Genomic DNA, 17,963 nt, shown 5'->3' with positions numbered 1-17,963 from the left:
AACGCGTCCGGCAGACTACAGCCCTTCCGCCCGGGCTCCGCACGGCCCCGGGCGACCCGCGCCCCGGACGGTGCCGACGGTGCCGCCGGTGCCGCCGGTGCGGGCCGCTGTGGTAGTCGAGAGACCATGGACGCTCACCGGCACCTGCTGCCCATGGACACCTCCGCCGACGCCGCGCACCGTCAGGGGCGCACGGCCCTGCTGCCGGTCGGCAGCTTCGAGCAGCACGGCCCCCACCTGCCCTCGGCCACCGACACCGTCATCGCCTGCACCATCGCCCGGGAGGTCGCCGCGCGGTACCCGGTGCAGGTGCTCCCGCCGCTGACGCTGTCCTGCTCGCACGAGCACGAGGACTGGCCCGGGACGGTGAGCATCTCGGCCTCCACCCTGCTGGCGGTGGTGCGCGACGTGGCCGCGTCGGTCCGGCGCTCGGGCGCGGCGGGTCTGGTGCTGGTCAACGGGCACGGCGGGAACTACGCGCTGGGCAACGCGGTGCAGGAGGCCCGCGGAGAGCTGGCGCTGTTCCCGGGGCCGTCCGACTGGGCGGCCGCGCGCGGCGCCGCCGGGTTGGAGAGCGGTGCCGACGCCGACATGCACGCGGGCGAGGTCGAGACGTCGATCCTGCTGCACGCCCACCCCGAGCTGGTGGGGCCGGGGTACGCGGAGGCCGACCACGACGCGGAGGACCGGCCGCACCTGCTGACGCTGGGACTGCGCGCCTACACCGCGTCCGGGGTGGTGGGGCGCCCGTCGCTGGCCACGGCGGGCAAGGGCGCGGCCGTGCTGGACAGCCTGTGCTCCTCATTCGGTGCGCTGCCGCCGCTGTCGGCGCGGGGCGGCTGAGGCCCCGACCGGCGCCTCAGGGCCAGCAGCACGGCGCCGGGCAGGCTCGCCGCCAGTGCCAGCAGGCCGTAGACGACGGCGGTGGCCAGGCCCAGTTCGGCGCCGAGCCCGGCGGTGCCGAACGCGGCGGCCGTGGCGGCCTCGCGTGGGCCCCATCCGGCGGCGTTGGCGGGTACGGCCATGGCGAGCAGGGCCACCACGGCCGGGGCGACCAGGTCGGCGGCGGGGGCGGCGGCCCCGGCGGTTCGGGCGGCCACCAGGAAGAGGACGACATGACCGGCCAGGACGGCGGCCGAGAGCGCGGCGACGCGTGGGCCCAGGCGGCGGGCGAACAGGGTGGCGCGGGCATCGGCGGCCACGTCGCGCACCGCCCGGCGGACGCGCGGCAGTGCGGTGCCGCGGCGCGCCCAGGCGAGCAGGACGGCGGCGCCCGTGGCGGCGGCGAGGGCGGCGACGGCCGCCGCCTCCGGGGCCAGGAGGCCCCACCAGGCGGGCAGCGCGGCCAACAGCAGGGCCCCGACGGTGATGAGGACCGCCTGCCCTGCGGTGCGCTCCAGCACGACGGCGCGGACGCCGGGGCCGAGGGCGCCGCTGCGGCGGCCGTGGTCGACGGCGCGGTGCACGTCGCCCAGGACGCCGGTGGGCAGGACGGCGTTGAGGAAGAGGGAGCGGTAGTAGGCGGCGACGGCGGGGCCGGTGCGCAGGGGGAGGCCCAGGGCGCGGGCGACGAGGACCCAGCGCCGGGCACTGAGCAGGGTGGTGGCGGCGCCGATGGCCAGGGCCGCCGCGACGGCCTGCGCGGCGGGTCCGGGGCCCACCGAGCCCAGGGCCGCCGCCACGGCGGCGAGGTCCAGTCGCCAGGCCAGGACGCCGAGCACGGCCAGGGCGGCCAGGGCCCGCGCCCACGGCCACACCGCGGACCGCGGACCGGCGCGCCGCCGCGGCTCAGGTTCGGCCGCCTCGGCCGCTTCCGTCGTCCCGGTCACCATCGCGCCCCCGTCCGGCCCTCCGTCCCGGGGCGGGCCAGGCTGCCATCATGATGCCACCGGGGCCCACACCGGTTGCCCCGATTCGCGAACATTCAGCCCCCCTCTCGCTGGGACTGCCCCGACAGCCCCAGATCAATGCAGGTCACGACGGCACAGCGGGACAGGGGCCCCGCTCGCGGCCTCGACCGGCCACCGGGGCCGGGCCACCAGGCCGCCCGCTGGTTGCGGTTTCAGGCCGGGCCGCGGCCTGCGGCATCCTCACGATGGCGCTCCCCCGGCGGCAGTGCCAGGACGTCCTCATGCTGCACCTCCACGTACAGGCCGCCGTCGGCGCACTCGGCCCGGCGGCGGGACAGGTACCTCTCCGCTCTCGTGGCCAGGTCCGGGCACTGCTCTACGGCCGCCCTCACCCACCCCTCCAGCCATTCGGCCGCCAGCGCGCGCCGGTCGGCGCCCAGGCGCCACGGGCTGGGCCGCGTCACGACCCGTGCCCCGGCCCTGGTGAACGCCTCCGCCGCGGCTTCCACCGCGTGCGGCCCCAGCAGTGCCCTGCCCCCGCCCTCCCGGCGCTGGTGCGCGTTGAAGGCCTCCTGGATCTCGCGGTCCAGGGGGTCTCCCGGGGTCACGGTGACCCTGCCCTTCACCGACATGGTGAACAGGGCCGGGCAGCGCGCGCCGACACACGCCGCGACCACTCCTTCGACCTCCTCGCGCGTGAACAGGTCCAACAGCGCCGAGGCGGTCACCAGGCCCGCCCCGCGCAGATCGGCCTCACGCAGGTCCATCAGGTCGGTGGTACGCGTCTCAACGGTCACCGGCCGCCCGTCGGCGGACGCGCGCGGGCCGTGCTCCCGCGCGCGCTCCAACAGGCCCGGGTCGTGGTCGTAGACGATCCAGTGCTGCGGTCCGGGCAGCAGCGGTGCCAGCCAGCGGGCCATCGAGCCGGTGCCTCCGCCCAGGTCGCGGATGACGAGCGGCGTTTCGGCGTCCGGCCGCCTCAGCTCCCGCGCGGCCTCCGCCGCAAGGTCCCGGTCGCGCGCGGCGGCATCGGCGGGCTCCCTCAAGGCGAGCCAGTACGGGGCGAACCCCGAGTGCTCCGGAACGCTCATCGCGCCCCCTCCTGTGTCCGGCGCGCGGCCGCAAGCCGTTCCAGGACTCCGGCCATGTCCCGGGCCGCGCTCTGCCAGGTGCGCAGTTCAGCTCTCCTCGCGCGCGCTGCGGCGCGCAGCTCGTCGCGCAGGGCCTCGTCCTCCAGCCAGCGCCCGATCGCCGCCCCGAGCGCGGACGCGTCGTCCGGCGGGACGAGCAGGCCGGGCACCGTGCCGTCCGACGATCGCCCGACCGTCGCCGGGAGCGCGCCCGCCGCGCCGACCACGACGGGGATGCCCCGCGCAAGCGCTTCGGCCACCGCCATGCCGAACGTCTCCGCGCGCGAGGGCTGGAGGACGAGGTCGGCCTCGGCGTAGGCGCGGTCGAGGGCGGGCGGCTCCAGAGGGCCGGTGAAGCGGACCCGGCCGGTGAGGCCGTGCTCGCCGATCCGCCGCCGCACCTGCCGCGGGAAGGCGGAGCCCGCGGGTTCGGGTCCGGCGCACACGCACACCCACCGGCGTGCGCGGTTCGCGGCGAGCGCCTCGACGAGCACGTCGTGCCCCTTGCGCGGGGTCACCGAGGCCACGCACAGCAGCCGCGAGGCACCGTCACTCCCGGGTGCCGCGGGGGCGGGAGCGGTGCCCGGCTCCACGGTGCACACCCGCTCCGGGTCGAGCCCGTGGCGCCGGGCGAGGTCCCGCGCCGCGTGGCCGCTGGTGGCCACCACCAGGTCCACCGCGCGCAGCACCGCCCCCTCGCCGCGTTCGAGCACCGAGGCGCGCCCGGGCGGCGTCCCCGTCTCGTCGGCCAGGGGGAGGTGCACGAGCACGGCCAGCCGCAGCCGGGCCGCGGCCGGGACGACGACCTCGGGGACCCCGCACGCCACCAGGCCGTCCACCAGTACCGGCGCACCGTCCGGCAGGTCGGCGAGGGCGGCCGCCAGCCGGCCGCTCCCGGACGCGTCCGGGAGCGGCCACGCGCCGTCCACCGGGACCCCGCGCACGGGCACCCCGGTGCGCGCCAGCTCCTCCAGGATGCGCCGGTCGTAGACGTTCCCCCCGCTGGGCGCCGCCGGGTCGGCGGCGGCCGCGGGGACGACGAAGACCGTGCCGCCCACGGCGCTCACGGCACTCACAGCGCCCGCTCGTAGCCCGCCCACGCCACGTGGGACTCGTGCAGGGTGACCTGGAGCCCGGTGAGGCCGCGCGCCCCCTCCCCCATCCCCCCGGCCCGGATGCGCTCGGCGAGCCGGTCGGCGATGGCCTTGGCCAGGTACTCCGTCGTGGTGTTGGCGCCCTTGAACTCCGGGTGCCCGTCGAGGTTGCGGTAGTTCAGGTCGGCCAGGACCTCGCCGAGGCGCGCGCTCGCCAGGCCGATGTCGACGACGACGCCGTCCTCGTCCAACTCGGGGCGGCGGAAGGAGGCGTCGACGACGAACGTGGCGCCGTGCAGGGCCTGGGCGGGGCCGAAGACGTCGCCGCGGAAGCTGTGGGCGGCCATGAAGTGGTCGCGGACGGTGACGTGGAACACGGGGGCCTCCTCAGGCGTAGGCGATGGTGTGGCACAGGGCGGGGATCCGGCCGTCGGCCAGGCCCGGCATGACCTCGGGCAGCTCCTCGAACGGGCTCTCGCCGGTGATGAGCGCGTCGTAGGCGGGGTCGGCGAGCAGGCCCACCGCGAGGGCCAGGCGGTCGCGCAGCGTCCTGCGCGCGCTGCGCGCCGGGGACACCCGCCCCACCTGGCTACAGCGCACCGCCAGCCTCCGGGGGTGGAACGCCTCCCCCAGCGGGAGGCGCACCTGCCGGTCGCCGTACCAGCTCAGCTCGATCACCTCGCCTTCGGTGCCGAGCAGCCCCAGGGACAGGGCCAGCCCCTCTTCTGAGGCGCTGGTGTGGAACACCAGGTCGCACCCGTCCTGGGCGGCGCCGGGCGCGGCGAAGGGGACGCCCAGCCGCTCGGCGGCCCGCTCCCGGCCGGGGTCGGTGTCCACGAGCCGCAGCCGCACCCCGGGCAGGGCGGACAGCAGCCGCGCCACGCAGCAGCCCACCATCCCCGCCCCGACGACGCAGACGCGGTCCCCGACCCGGGGGGCCGCGTCCCACAGGGCGTTGACGGCGGTCTCGACCGCCCCGGCGAGCACGGCCCGCCGGGCGGGCACCTCCGTCGGCAGGGGGACGACGGCGTCCGCAGGCACGACGTACCGGGTCTGGTGCGGGTAGAGGCAGAACACCTCGCGTCCGACGAGGCCGGGCGGCCCCTGCTCGACGACGCCGCTGTTGAGGTAGCCGTATTTGACCGGGCCGGGGAACTCGCCCTCCTGGTGGGGCGCCCGCATGTCCTGCCTGAGGCTCTCGGGGACGCGGCCGCCGAACACGAGGGACTCGGTGCCCCGGCTGACGCCGGTGTAGAGGGTGCGGACGACGACGTCGCCGTCGCCCGGCTCGGGGAGGGCGGCGGGGCGGATCTCCCCGCGCCCGGGGGCGGTCACCCAATAGGCGCGCGCTGTGCGCTGCACGTACTCATCCTCCGTTCGGTGTCCGTTCCCGCACGCGCCGCCGTTCCCGCGCGCGCCACAGCCACAGTGCGTCCCTGCCGAAGGACCACGCCAGCAGTGCCAGAGCCCCCGCCGCCACTGCGACCGCGAACCCGTGGGGCAGGACACCGCTGACGGCCACGATCAGCGCCACCGCCTGCACGACGGCCACCGCCTTGCGCGCGGTGCTGGGCGGAAGGTCCCCGCCCAACCACGGGGCCACGCGCGCGGCACCGGCGAAGGCGTAGCGCGCCCCGCCGATCGCCAGCGTCCACGGCCCGAGGAGGAACGCGGCGTGCACGCTGAGCACCAGGATCAGGAAGGCATCGACCTCCATGTCGAAGCGGGCCCCCAGCCGCGAGGCCGTGCCCGTGCGCCGGGCCACCGGCCCGTCGAGCCCGTCCATGGCCAGCGCCACCGCGGACATCGCGACCAGCGTCCACGTGTGCCCCGGCCGCCCGAAGGCCGCGTCGGCCACCAGTGCGGCGGCCCCGCCCACCAGCACCGCGCGCGCCAGGGTGACGCGGTCGGCCGGGCGCATCGTCGCCGCGCCGTCGCGCCGCAGCCCGCGCGCGAGCAGCACCCACAGCACGAGCGCGTAGACGGCCCCTGCCGCCCAGCCCGCGGCGCCCAGGCCGACGGTCGCGGCCATGAGCGACATCAGCACCGGCAGGGCGAGGGCGCCCAGCGCCGTCCCGCACCACGGCCCCGTGGGCGGCGCGGCGGGCCGCGCGTAGGCGGGGATCTCACAGATTCCCATATGCGCGCTCCACCTCCGCCATCAACGCTTCGCGGACCCCGGGGGCCACGGCGATGGTCGCCTCGGAGTCCACCGTGTGCTCGGAGCCGTCCCGGTCGAGGACGGCCCCTCCCGCCTCGCGCACCAGGAGCACCCCGGCGGCGGTGTCCCAGGGCCGGTTGGCCAGGATGAGCGCCGCGTCGAGCCGCCCGTGGGCGGTCCAGGCCAGGTCGGCCGCGGCGGTGCCGAGCATCCGGATGCGCTGCACCCGGGCGCCCAGCCGCCCCAGCAGGTCCAGGCGCACGCGGTTCTTGGCCTGGGCGCCCGGACCCACCGCGAAGTCGCCGACCGACACCAGGGCCGCGGCCTCCTCGGCGGTTCCCGCGACGCGCAGCCGCTCGTCCCCGCAGTAGGCCCCTACCCCTGCCGCCGCCGCGTACGCGGTGCCCAGGAAGGGGAAGTCGATCGCGGCCGCGACGGCCGTGCGGCCCCGCACCAGCGCGACGGTCACCCCGCACAGCGGGATGCCGCGGGCCAGGTTGGCGGTGCCGTCGACGGGGTCGACCACCCAGTAGGGCGCGTCCCCGGCGCCGGTGCGCCCGCCCTCCTCGCCGAGCACGCCCAGCTGGGGCGTCTCCCGGCCCAGGAAGTCCCGCAGCGCCTCCTCCACGGCCAGGTCGACGTCGGTCACCATGTCGCGGTCGCCCTTGGAGGCGACCGATCGCGGGGCCCGCTCGGCGATGATCCGCCGGGCCAGGGCCGCCGCCTCGCGCGCGACCGGGAGCAGGTCGGCGCCCCGGGGGTCCGGCTCACCCACGGCGGCCCCCGGCCGCGCCGTCGACCTGCGGAAGGTCGTGGCCGAGGCGGTCGCGCTTGGCGGTCAGGTAGGCGATGTTGCCGCTGTGCGCGGGCGCCAGCAGCGGCACGCGGGCGGCCACCGGGACGCCGTGGGCCTCCAGGGCCGCCACCTTGTCGGGGTTGTTGGACATCAGGCGCACCGCCCCCACTCCCAGGTGCCGCAGGATGCGCGCGGCCGGGCGGTAGTCGCGCACGTCGACCGGGAACCCCAGGGAGGTGGCCGAGTCGACGGTGTCCAGGCCCTGCTCGTCCTGGAGGATGTGGGTGCGCACCTTGGCGAGCAGGCCGATGCCGCGGCCCTCGTGCCCGCGCATGTAGACCAGCACCCCGCGCCCTTCGGCCGCGATCGCCTCCAGGGCGGCGTCGAGCTGCTCGCCGCACTCGCACCGGGTGGCGCCGAAGACGTCCCCGGTCAGGCACTCGGAGTGGACGCGGGCCAGCACGGGCCCGCCGCCGGAGAGGGGGCCGCGCACCAGCGCCAGGTGCTCGCCGCCCTCCTGCGGGTCGCGGAAGGCCACGGCCCGGAAGGGGCCGCGGCGGGTGGCCAGTTCCGACTCGGCGGTCTCCAGGGGCTGGTCACCGCCGGAGGCGGTGTCGTGGTCAGGCATCCTTCTCCCCTCGCCGGCGGGGGGACCGCCGATCGGCGGTCCGGACCCCGCGCGTTCACGCGCGTCGCACAATAGAATGAACCTGATATTCGGAATTTGAGACATCGTATCCCAAGGACGGATCCATGAGCGGGCACCCCCGGAAGGACGCGGGACCGACGCGGCGGCGCCGCCGCCTGTCCGACACCGAGACCGAGCAGCGCATGCTCCGGGCCGCCGTCGACCAGGTCAACGGGGCCGGCCTGACCGTGGGCCTGGACCACATCAGCTTCGAGGACGTCATCCGCGACGCGGGCGTCTCCCGCAGCGCGGTCTACCGCCGCTGGCCCTACAAGGACCTGTTCTTCAGCGACCTGCTGCTGGAGCTGGCGCGCGGGGCGAGCCCGGCCGTCGGGGGGACCAACCCCGAAGCGGTGCGCGGCGTCGAGCGGACGGTCCTGGAGCACCTCGACCGGCTCCGCGTGCCCTCCCAGCGCGTGGGGGTGGCCGCCGAGGTGCTGCGCCGGGGCGCGCCCCGCGAGCTGGAGACGTTCTTGAACTCGCCCGAGTGGCGCACCTACCTGGCCCTGCACGCCACGTTCCTGAGCCTGCCCGAGAGCGACTTCCGCGAGCGGGTGCGGGGGGCCCTGGCCGATTCCGAGCGCCGGTTCGCCTCCCGGCTCGCCGCCTTCTACGAACAGTGCGCCGCGCTGCTCGGGCTGCGCCTGCGCCCCGGGCTGGGGGCGGGCTTCGAGGCGCTGGCCGCGATCGCGGGGGCGACCGTGCGCGGCATGGTGGTCATGGCGCCCACCACGCCCGTGCTGTCCGAGCAGACGGTGCGCACCGACGCGCTCGGGGTCCCCGGCGCGACCGAGTGGTCGCTGCCCGCGCTCGCGCTCGCCTCGGTCGCCACCGCCTTCCTGGAGCCCGACCCCGGGGCCGCCTTCGACGACGCCCGCATCGAGGAGGTGCGGCGCGTGCTGGCCGAAGGCGGCCTGTTCCGGAGCGCCGACCCCGGTGACGCCGGGGGCCCAGAGGACGCCGGGGACGGCTAGGGTGTGTCTATTGGAGGCTTTTCCGATCAGCGAGCGTCGTTCTGGTAGTCGCGAGCCGAAAATGATCCAAGAAACACGCCCTAGGCCCTCACCTGCGCTTGTACCGGGACCGGGGGCGTAGGTGCGCGTTGGGCAGGGCGGGCGCGGGCAGGGGGTCCGCGGGGTCCCCGGGAACCCCTCCGAAGCGCTCCGAGCCGAGCGGTCCCGAATCCGGCCGATCCGCGCGCGGTACGGCCCGTTCCTCTTCCCAGGCCTCGCGCGCGGCCACGATCTCCTCATGGCTGCGCCCCACGAAGTTCCAGAACATCACCAGGTCCTCTTCGAAAGGGGTCCCTCCGATCACCAGCGCGCGCGACCCCCGGTGCCCGTTCAGGGCCAGCTCCCGGCGCCCCCGCCCCAGGTAGAGCATCGAGCCCACCGGGACGTCGCACCCGTCGGCGCCCACCGGGCCGATGAGGCACAGCACGGCGTGCTCGAACTCCGGCTCCAGGGGCAGGCGCAGCGGGCCGTCCCCCACCAGCACCGCCTCGGCCCCCAGCAGGGGCGAGAAGAACCGCGCCGGTGAGGTCTCCCCCGCCATCTCCCCGGCGATCAGGCGCACGGTGCCCGCGGCGCCCTGCAGGTCGGGCAGGTCGGCGTGGTGCTCGAACGCGGCGGGTCCGTCACGGTCGGCCTCGGGCTGGGCCACCCACAGCTGCACGCCGTGCAGGATCGAGGGCCGGTCGCCCGGCGAGCGCTCGGAGTGGGCGATGCCGCGCCCGGCGGTCATGAGGTTGAGCTCCCCGGGACGCACGGCGGCATCGCTACCCAGGCTGTCCTTGTGGGCCACCTCCCCTTCGACGAGCCAGCTCACCGTCTGCAGGCCGGTGTGGGGGTGGGGAGGGACCTGCATGCCGGGCCCGTCGGCGACGTCGGAGGGCCCATAGAAGTCGGCGAAGCACCACGCGCCGACCATACGGCGCTCGCGGTTGGGCAGGCTCCGCTGCACCGGCATGGCGCGCGGCCCGCCGAGGGGCACCTCGCGCGGCGCCAGGAGCTCGATGTCGGGCTCGGCGGCCGGAGGCGCCGGCGCCTGGGCGGGGCCCGGCGCCCCGGGCGCGGTGCCCGGGGCGCACACGGTCTGCTCGGAGGGGCGGGTCTCGACATTGCTCACCGCACCACCGTAAACCGGGCCCGGGCCGCCGCCCAGGCTCCACGCGGGGCGGGGGTCAGCCGCCCTGGCCGCCCTCCAGTCCGCGCACCCATGCGGCGAGGCGGTCGAGGAAGGCCTCGGCCGTCTTGAGGCGGGGCTCGTCGGCGAGCACGGGCATGTGCGGCACGTGCGGCATGCCCTCGTAGAGGTCGAGCGCCACCCGAACGCCCTGCTCGGCGGCGGCCTCGGCGAACCGCACGGAGTCGTCGAGCAGCAGCTCGTCCTCCCCCGCCGCCAGCAGCAGCGGCGGGAGCCCGGCCAGGTCACCGTACAGCGGGGACTGCGGCGCCGCGTCGGCCGGGGCGCCGTTCAGGTACCCGGGGCCGATGTGGTCCATCAGCCCCGCGGGGACCAGGTCCCGGCCCTCGTTGCGCACCCGGGAGCCGCCCTCGGCCGCGAAGTCGGTGAGCGGCGAGACGGCCACCGCCCCCGCGGGCAGGGGGTCGCCCGCCTCCTTGAGCACCAGGAGCGTCGAGAGGACCAGCGTGCCCCCGGCGGACTCGCCGGCCAGGACGATGCGCCCGGGCGGCACCCCCTGGGCGACCAGGGAGCGGTAGACCGCCGCCACGTCCTCCACCGCCGCGGGGAAGGGGTGCGCGGGCGCCAGCCGGTAGCCCGCACGCAGGGCGGGGCGCCCCGCGGCGAGGGAGAGCCGGTGGGCGATGACGCGCTCGGCATCGGGGTGCTCGAACTCGAACCCCCCGCCGTGCGCGTAGAGGACCGCCCCGGCGCCGAGCCCGGCCCCGTCGGCGTCGACCCAGTCGCACGGGACGCCGCCGGTGTCCTGCAGCAGCGCAGCGGTGCGGGCCGACTCGGGCAGGGCCGCGCCGGACAGGGCCCCGCCGGTCATCAGCGCCCGCACCTCCTCGCGCTCCCGGTCGGTGGCGCGCACGCGCTCGGTGCGCGGGCGCGGGCGTTCCCCCTCTCCTGCGGGCCCCTCGATCCCGGCGTTGAGCAGCGGCACGAGCTCCCGTTCCTCGTAGTCCAGGTGGGCGAGGAGGTCGGCGGTGAGGCGGTCGACGTCGGCCAGCACGGCCGCGGTGTCGGTGCCGCCGCCGGAGACGCGTTCGCGCAGGGCCGCCAGCAGTTCGGCGACGCGGGCGTGCTCGGCGCTCAGGCGCTCGACGACCGGCGCCAGGTCCGGCCGCGCGGCCGCCACCGCGGGGAAGACGCCTTCGTCCTCCTGGGAGTGGTGGTGCTGCAGCCCCTGGCACAGCATCAGGCAGTTGATGCGGAGCTGGGCCCCGAGCGCGGCCGTGCCGGTGGCGGCGACCTCGTCGCGGACCAGTTCCAGTTCCCGGCGGAAGGCGTCGTGCACCGCCACCAGGAAGTCCCCGGCGTCCGGGGCGCCCGTCGGGCCTCCGTCGACGGGGTTCAGCGCCACCACGGGCAGGGTGCGGCCCGATTGCTCCTGGTAGGCGCCCCAGCCCCGGTCGGCCTCGACGGCGCGGGCGAAGACGCGGTCGCGCTCCTGGCCTTCGAGCACTTCGGCGTCGGCGGTGAAGGTGAAGGGGCCGTTCTCCACGGTGACGCGGGGGTGGGCGAGCAGGTTGCGGTACCAGGCCGGGTGGCGCGGGGATCCCCCGGCCGACGCGATGACGAAGACCCGGCCGCCCTCGTCGTTGAGGTAGCCCAGCGGGGTGGTGCGCGGGAGCCCGGTGCGGGCGCCGGTGGTGGTCAACAGCAGCAGGCGGGCCTTGGCGAACGGCCCGGACAGGCGCCCCCGGGTGGCACGGTACTCGTCGATGACCTGCTGGTTGACGTCGGTGGTCGAGTCGGTGGTAATGGCGGCATCTCCTTGAATGCACGGATGGCCGGCGCACGCCCGGTCACGGGGTGCGCACGGAAACGGACAGGGGTGTCTCCGCACACGCGTGGGAACGGATGGCGGGCATCACGGGCGCATGGGCACGCGGAGACCTCGTCGAATCACGGGTCGCCGCCGATGCGGCGGAGAAGGGGGCGCCTGCTCACGCGCCGGGCAGGGAAAAGGCCGACGGGCGCGGAGTCATGCGGCGCCGTGCGCTAGATCAGTCCGCAGACGCGTGCTTCCATCACGGCATCTCTCCAGGGTCAGGTGCCGCCCGGCCGCCGCCTTCGTCGCTGCGGCGCCGCGCTGCACGCCCGCTATTCAATCCCTGGACCGGCGGGCCGTCAACCCTGAAGGGGCGGGCGGTGCGCCCGCACCGTCCGCCCCTTTTCTCCTTCCAGGTCAGCCGTCGTCGGCCACCCGCAGCAGGGTCTTGCCGAGCGTCGTGCGCTCGGCCAGGGCACGGTGTGCGTCCTCCGCCTTCTCCAGGGGGAACACCTGCCCGACCTTCGGGGAGATCTCGCCCTGCTTCACCTTGTCCAGCAGGCGCTGGAGGAGGTGGCGCTCCTTGGCCAGGTCCAGGGCGGGCAGCTCCAGGAGCGCGAGCGCGCGGATCCCCCGCTCCTGGGCCCGTGCGCGGTCGATCTCGGCGAAGTCGCCGCCCGCGGCGCCGTAGCCCACGAACCGGCCGCCGTCCTTGGTGAGGGAGAAGGCCGCGGTCCCCAGGGCGGCCCCGGCGCCGTCGAGCACCACGTCGGCCCCGGCCCCGCCCGTCAGCTCCAGGATCCGGTCGGTCCACCCCTCCTGCGCGTAGTCGACCGTGTGCTCGGCCCCCTGCTCCGCGGCCCAGGCGCGCTTGCGCTCGCCGCGCACCGCGCCGATCACGCGGGCGCCGGCCGCGTTCGCCAACTGCACCAGGAGCGACCCGAGCCCTCCGGCCGCGGCGGCGACCACGACCGCCTCCCCCCGCGCCGGGGCCACCGTGTCGGCGATGAGCTGGGCGGTGACCCCGTCGGACAGCAGCGCCAGCGCCTGCTCCGCGCCCACCCCGTCGGGCACCGGAACCACGCCTGCGGCGGGCGCCGCGGCGTACTCGGCGTAGCCGCCCTGAGGGGCGGTGGTGCGCCCCGTCTCCGGGGAGCGCTCGCCGGTGCCGCTGAGCACCCGGGTCCCCACCAGGGCGGGGTCGGCGCCCTCCCCCGCCTCGGCCACCGTCCCGACGACGCCGCCTCCCGCGACGTAGGGCGGCTCCAGGGCGAAGTACTCCTTGCCCCAGCCGGTCCGCAGCTGGGTGTCGAGGAAGATGACGTCGGCCGCCTCGACGCCGACCACGACCTCGCCCGCTCCGGCCCGGGGCGCCGGGACGTCCGCGGGGACCAGCACCTCGGGGCCGCCGAACCGCTCCACTCGCACCGCGCGCATGGCGCCACTCCCCTTCCGGGTCCTGCCCTCCCGGCCTGTCCGGGACGGCGTGGGCACCACCCTCACACCTCAAGTTCAGTTAAGGTCAAACCCGTGGGCGAGGCGGGCGGGTCACGGTTCGCAGCGCCACTTCAGCGCGGTCGCCTCGATGTCGACGAAGCGGCGCATCCTCGCCCCCGCGATGGACGCCAGCACGGGCGCCGCGCGGCCCTCCAGGGACAGCACCAGGCGCACCCGCGTCACCCCTCCGGCGGCCTCCAGGTGGTGCTCGGCGGTCATCCGGGCGCCGAGGAACCGGGTCGCCCAGGTGAACTCGCGCGCGGGGGCGAACACGGTGACCGCCCACACGGCCGGAGGCGTGCGCCGCTGCACCAGCCGGTAGCGCACCCCCGGGCGCGGCGGTCCGTCGTCGAGCGCCTGCACGGAGGCGACCGTCGGCAGCCAGTCGGGCCAGCGCTCCACGTCGGTCATCACCGGCCACACCTCCTCCGGCCGCGTCGCGATCTCCGTCGTGCTCTCGTACCGCATCCGCATCCGACCGCCTCTCGACCGCGTGCACGGCCCGGTTGCGGCCGCCTGGCGCCATTGTCGGCCCCGGCGGCCCGGACCGCCAGACGGCAGACCCCCTCCCCGGCACCGCGCCCGCAGGGGCATAGCACGCGTCCCGGACGTATCGCCCACCCGTGGCGGAGTCGGGTGCGGCGCTCTAGAGTGGCATCACCCCAGGCCGGACCCCCTGCCGGCGCCTGCGCACCACCACCGCCCCGGAAAGGCCGGTGTCCCCGTGTCCGAGCCGCCCGCGCCGCCGCGGTTCTCCCTCCGCCAGCTCGCCTATTTCGTCGCCATCGCCGAGGCGGGCACCCTCACCGAGGCCGCCGAGCGGCTGCACATCTCCCAGCCCGCGGTGTCACTGGCCCTCAACGACCTGGAGCGCGCGCTCAAGGTGCAGCTGTGCGTCCGCCGCAAGGCGCACGGCGTCACCCTCACCCCGTCCGGGACCAGCCTGCTGGTCCGCGCCCGCCGCCTCCTGCGCGAAGCCGAGGAGCTGGAGGCCGAGGCCAGCGGCGGCGGCGCCCTCACCGGAGTGCTCTCCCTGGGCTGCTACGTCACGCTCGCCCCGACCGTCCTCCCCCCGCTGCTCCAGGGCTTCGCCTCCCTCCATCCCGAGGTCACCGTCGACTTCGCCGAGGACACCCAGGACGTGCTGCAGCGGCGCCTGCTCCGCGGCGAACTGGACCTGGCGGTCCTCTACGACATGGACCTGATGCCCGAGATGGAGCGCACCGTCCTGTTCTCCGTGCGCCCCCACATCCTGCTCCCCGCCGACCACCCCATGGCCGGCCTGACCGAGGTGTCGCTGCGCGCCCTGGAGGCCGAGCCCATGGTGCTCCTGGACGCGGCGCCCAGCTCCCACCACGCCCTGTCGCTGTTCCACCGCTTCGGCGTGACGCCCAGGGTGCGCCACCGGCCCACCACGTTCGAGACGGCGCGCGCGCTGATCGGGCGCGGCATGGGCTACGGCGTCCTCGTGCAGCGCCCGGCCAACGACCGCACCTACGAGGGCATGCACGTCGTCGTCAAGGAGATCGCCGAACCCGTCCGCGAGGAGGCCGTCGTCCTGGCCTGGCCGAGGAGCATGCGCCTGAACCGGCGGGCCCAGGAGTTCGTCGGCCACTGCCGCCGGAACGGCCCCGCACCGGCCTCCTGACTACACCGCGCAGCGGTCCCCGCGGGTCAGGCCGCTCTCCTCGAAGGGCACCTCCTGCGGCTTCTTGTGCAGCTCCCACCCCTGGACGTGCACGCCCGGGCTCTCGTGGAAGAGCCGCTCCTGCCACAGCCGCGCCTGGGCCGCCAGCTCCTCCAGCCCCTGCGACCGCGCCTCGGCCGCGCTGGTCTCCAGCAGCGCCTCCACCTCGTCGGAGGTGGTCATCCGCTCGTACCACGCCGTCTGCGCGGTGGACCCCGGCCCCGACGAGGGCGTCGCCGACGACGGCACCTCCGCCGCCTGGAGCGCCTGCGCCCCCTCGTGCCCAAGGGTCGCCCACACCACGCGGGCCAGCAGGACCTGCGCGGCGATACGGCCCCGCTGGTCCCCCGCCTTCCCGCACAGCCGCACCGCGCGCCGCGCGTGGTCCAGCACCAGCGACAGCTCCTTGCCCTCGCGCGGCGGCCCGGTGTACACCCCCACCGCCATCTGCGACTCCATCACCGCGTGGAACCGGGTCTGGGCGGTGATGCGGCGCGCCCGCGCCTCCCACCACCGGTCGCCCAGCGCCTCGAAGCCGCTCACCGCCTGGGAGAAGGCGTCCAGCGCCCGGTCGGCCTCCCCCACCTCGCTGAGCACCTGGCCCAGCACCAGCCGCGTGCGGGCGCTCTCCCTGCCGTGGTTGAGCTCGTGGAACAGCAGCAGCGACCTCTCGGCCAGCTCCAGGCGGGCCTCCGCGCGCCACGGGTCGGCCCCGCGCCGCGACAGCAGGCCGCCCACCAGCGACCCCAGCCCGCCGCCCGAGCGGCCGTCCCACACCTGGCCGTGGTCCAGCAGCGCCATGCCGCGCAGGCACCGCGCCAGGTGCACGCGCTTGCCCGCCCGCTCGAACCGCTCCCGGAGGGACTCCAGCAGCCGCCAGGCGTCCTCGTGCCGCCCGTTCACGTTGTGCAGGTCGCCCAGCAGGATGCGGGCGTAGTCGGCCCGCCCGTCGTCGCCCGCCTGGTCGAACCCGGCGATCGCCTGCTGCAGCGGCTCCTGGGCCGCCCCGCCGTCCCCGGTGAGCAGGTGCCGCTCGGCGGCGGCGAGGCGGGCCCGCGGGTCGGGGCCGCCCGGCGCGCCGCCCCCCGACGGGGTCCCGGTCGGATCCGACCACCGGTCGGGCGCCGGACGCGGGCGCGGCGGCGCCACCCCGGCGGCGGGGACGGCCTGCGTCTCCAGCTCGGCCGCGGCCTCCCGGCGCGGCGGCGCCACCCGCACGGTGGGCCCGGCCGCGGCGGTCCCCGGGTCGGGGGCGGGCGGCACCTGCTCGGCGCCGGTGAGCATGTCCAGCACCTCCCGGGCCGAGGGCCGCTCGGCCGGGTCCTTCACCAGGCAGTGCAGCACGACCGTGCGCAGGTACCCGGACAGGGCACCGGTCTCGGGTGGGCCCTTGATCACCCGCAGCATGCGCGCGCCCACGTTCGGCCCGGGGAAGGCCTGCCCGCCGCTCCCGGCGTAGACCATGGTGGCGCCCCAGGCGAACACGTCGGCCCGGTCGTCGATCCGCGACCCCTGGAGCTGCTCGGGCGCCATGTAGCCGACCGTGCCCACGGCGGCCGTGGAGGCCGCCCCGGCCTCGGCCAGCCGCGCCACGCCGAAGTCGATCACCCGGGGGCCGTCCTCGGCCAGCAGGATGTTGTCCGGCTTGAAGTCGCGGTGCACCACCCCCGCCGCGTGGATGGCCACCAGCGCGGTGGCGGTGTGCACGGCCAGGCGCTCCAGGTCGGCGCCGTGCCGCGGCCCGTTGTCGCGCACCTCGGCCAGCAGTGTGGGCCCCTCCACGTACTCCGAGGCGATCCAGGGGCGCTCGGAGTCGGCGTCGGCCTCCAGCACCGACGCGGTGCAGAAGCCGCGCACGCCCCGGGCCGCGTCCAGCTCGCGGCGGAACAGCTCGCGGGCGTGGGCGTCCTCCAGCATGTGGGGGTGCAGCTCCTTCACCGCCGCCTGGCGGCCCTCGTCGTCCACCCCCAGGTACACGGTGCCGAACCCGCCCCGCCCGAGCTCCCCGTACAGGGTGAATCCGCCGAGTCTCCTGGGTCCGTCCGTCATGCGCTCCCCTATTCGCCTTTCCGCCGCCGGCCCGCCCGCGGCGCGCCGCCGCGGGAGGCGTCGAGTACAGAACCCTAGTGCTCTTGGTGCCCGCACAGCAGTCTCGGGCCCGCGACATCACCCGATATGAGCGCGGATCCGCCGGATGTGGCCAGGGCCCGTGCGGCAGCAGCCGCCGATGAGGCGCGCCCCCGCCGCCCGCCAGCCGTCCGCGCCGGAGGCGAACTCCTCGGGGTCGGCCGTCCCGGTCCACGCGCGCGCCCGGGCGTCCCAGGACTCGCCCGAGTTGGGGTAGGCCACACCCGGCCGCCCCGACGCCGCGACGGCGGCGGCCACCAGAGAGGCGACGTGCCGGGGCGGCGTGCAGTTGACGCCGACGGCGACCACTTGCGGCCGGTCCCCGAACAGCGCGGCGCATTCGGCGATGGGCGTGCCGTCGCTGATGTGCGCGTCGTCGCGGCCGGAGAAGGACACCCACACGGGCACCTCCGGGCTCTCCTCCATCAGCGCCGCCAGCGCGTGGGCCTCCTCCACGGACGGCACCGTCTCGCAGGCGAGCAGGTCGGCGCCGGATCCGGCCAGCAGGTGCCAGCGCTCGCGGTGCCAGTCGGCGAGCGCCTCGGCGTCCAGGGCGTAGTCCCCGGTGTACTCCGCCCCGTCGGCGAGCGCCGCACCGTAGGGGCCGATTCCGGCCGCCACAAGGCCGCCTCCGGCCTCGTCGCGCGCCTGCGCGGCCAGGCGCACCGAGCGGAGCATGAGGGCGGCGGCCTCGTCGCGGCCGATGCCCCTTTCGGCGAAGCCGGTGAAACTCGCCTGGTAGGACGCGGAGACGGCGACGTCGGCGCCGGCGTCGAAGAAGTCGCGGTGCACGCGGCGCACCAGGCCGGGGGCGTCGGCCAGCAGCCGCGCCGACCACAGGCCGCCGGACAGGTCGCAGCCGTACTCCTCCAGGCGGGTGGCCAGCCCGCCGTCCAGCACCACGGTGTCCCGGCCTCTGAGCAGCGCCTCCATGGCCGCCACTCTAGAACCGGCCGGGGCCCTTGTGGGCCC

The 17,963-nt window shown here is 76.5% G+C and carries 16 protein-coding genes and 1 pseudogene; 3 read left to right on the top strand and 14 right to left on the bottom strand.

Going from position 1 to position 17,963, the window contains the following annotated elements; all coding sequences use genetic code 11:
- Window positions 1-126: 126 nt before the first annotated feature.
- A complete protein-coding gene (locus tag O4U47_RS05775; protein ID WP_270676498.1) occupies window positions 127-843 on the top strand; it encodes a creatininase family protein in 717 nt (238 codons plus the stop codon).
- 107 nt (window positions 844-950) lie between these two features.
- Here the strand turns inward: O4U47_RS05775 and O4U47_RS05770 are convergent.
- From O4U47_RS05770 to ribA, 8 genes and pseudogenes are all read right to left on the bottom strand, one after another.
- Window positions 951-1,832, bottom strand: a pseudogene (locus O4U47_RS05770) (lysylphosphatidylglycerol synthase domain-containing protein); the annotation flags it as partial.
- A gap of 230 nt (window positions 1,833-2,062) precedes the next feature.
- A complete protein-coding gene (locus tag O4U47_RS05765) occupies window positions 2,063-2,941 on the bottom strand; it encodes a class I SAM-dependent methyltransferase (RefSeq protein WP_270676497.1) in 879 nt (292 codons plus the stop codon).
- On the bottom strand, window positions 2,938-4,047 hold the full coding sequence (locus O4U47_RS05760; protein WP_270676558.1) for a glycosyltransferase family 4 protein: 1,110 nt from the start codon (window positions 4,045-4,047) through the stop codon (window positions 2,938-2,940). Before O4U47_RS05760 ends, O4U47_RS05765 begins: the two co-directional genes overlap by 4 nt.
- Window positions 4,048-4,052: 5 nt before the next feature.
- Window positions 4,053-4,451, bottom strand: a complete 399-nt coding sequence (locus O4U47_RS05755; RefSeq protein WP_270676496.1) for a 6-pyruvoyl trahydropterin synthase family protein — start codon at window positions 4,449-4,451, stop codon at window positions 4,053-4,055.
- Between the two features lie 10 nt (window positions 4,452-4,461).
- On the bottom strand, window positions 4,462-5,436 hold the full coding sequence (locus O4U47_RS05750) for a zinc-dependent alcohol dehydrogenase (RefSeq protein WP_270676495.1): 975 nt from the start codon (window positions 5,434-5,436) through the stop codon (window positions 4,462-4,464).
- 4 nt (window positions 5,437-5,440) lie between these two features.
- Window positions 5,441-6,214, bottom strand: coding sequence for a CDP-alcohol phosphatidyltransferase family protein (locus O4U47_RS05745; protein WP_270676494.1), 774 nt, complete (start codon window positions 6,212-6,214; stop codon window positions 5,441-5,443).
- A complete protein-coding gene (locus O4U47_RS05740; protein ID WP_270676493.1) occupies window positions 6,201-7,010 on the bottom strand; it encodes an inositol monophosphatase family protein in 810 nt (269 codons plus the stop codon). The genes O4U47_RS05745 and O4U47_RS05740 overlap by 14 nt, the downstream gene beginning before the upstream one ends.
- A complete protein-coding gene (gene ribA, locus O4U47_RS05735) occupies window positions 7,003-7,659 on the bottom strand; it encodes a GTP cyclohydrolase II (protein WP_270676492.1) in 657 nt (218 codons plus the stop codon). Before ribA ends, O4U47_RS05740 begins: the two co-directional genes overlap by 8 nt.
- Window positions 7,660-7,784: 125 nt before the next feature.
- Between ribA and O4U47_RS05730 the strand changes: the two genes are divergently transcribed.
- Window positions 7,785-8,693, top strand: coding sequence for a TetR/AcrR family transcriptional regulator (locus O4U47_RS05730; RefSeq protein WP_270676491.1), 909 nt, complete (start codon window positions 7,785-7,787; stop codon window positions 8,691-8,693).
- Between the two features lie 88 nt (window positions 8,694-8,781).
- Here O4U47_RS05730 and O4U47_RS05725 read toward each other — a convergent pair whose 3' ends face one another.
- From O4U47_RS05725 to O4U47_RS05710, 4 genes are all read right to left on the bottom strand, one after another.
- A complete protein-coding gene (locus O4U47_RS05725; protein WP_270676490.1) occupies window positions 8,782-9,846 on the bottom strand; it encodes a pirin family protein in 1,065 nt (354 codons plus the stop codon).
- Window positions 9,847-9,901: 55 nt separating this feature from the next.
- The gene (locus O4U47_RS05720) at window positions 9,902-11,755 is read right to left on the bottom strand and encodes a nitroreductase/quinone reductase family protein (protein ID WP_270676489.1); all 1,854 of its coding nucleotides are present in this window, start codon (window positions 11,753-11,755) and stop codon (window positions 9,902-9,904) included.
- 342 nt (window positions 11,756-12,097) lie between these two features.
- The gene (locus O4U47_RS05715; protein WP_270676488.1) at window positions 12,098-13,117 is read right to left on the bottom strand and encodes a zinc-binding dehydrogenase; all 1,020 of its coding nucleotides are present in this window, start codon (window positions 13,115-13,117) and stop codon (window positions 12,098-12,100) included.
- Between the two features lie 111 nt (window positions 13,118-13,228).
- Entirely contained in the window at window positions 13,229-13,651 is a 423-nt protein-coding gene (locus tag O4U47_RS05710; RefSeq protein ID WP_270676487.1) for an SRPBCC family protein, read from the bottom strand.
- A gap of 250 nt (window positions 13,652-13,901) precedes the next feature.
- Here O4U47_RS05710 and O4U47_RS05705 point away from each other — a divergent pair, with 250 nt between their 5' ends.
- Window positions 13,902-14,825, top strand: a complete 924-nt coding sequence (locus tag O4U47_RS05705; protein ID WP_270676486.1) for a LysR family transcriptional regulator — start codon at window positions 13,902-13,904, stop codon at window positions 14,823-14,825.
- Here O4U47_RS05705 and O4U47_RS05700 read toward each other — a convergent pair whose 3' ends face one another.
- Window positions 14,826-16,913: a serine/threonine protein kinase gene (locus tag O4U47_RS05700; RefSeq protein ID WP_270676485.1), complete on the bottom strand. Its 2,088-nt coding sequence runs from the start codon at window positions 16,911-16,913 to the stop codon at window positions 14,826-14,828. It lies immediately after the preceding gene.
- Between the two features lie 117 nt (window positions 16,914-17,030).
- Entirely contained in the window at window positions 17,031-17,924 is an 894-nt protein-coding gene (gene mmuM / locus O4U47_RS05695) for a homocysteine S-methyltransferase (RefSeq protein ID WP_270676484.1), read from the bottom strand.
- Window positions 17,925-17,963 lie beyond the last annotated feature (39 nt).

This window comes from Nocardiopsis suaedae, from assembly GCF_027706745.1.
Taxonomy (GTDB): domain Bacteria; phylum Actinomycetota; class Actinomycetes; order Streptosporangiales; family Streptosporangiaceae; genus Nocardiopsis_A; species Nocardiopsis_A suaedae.
The sequence above is the reverse complement of the archived record's forward strand: the minus strand, read 5'-3'. Positions and strand labels throughout refer to the sequence as shown.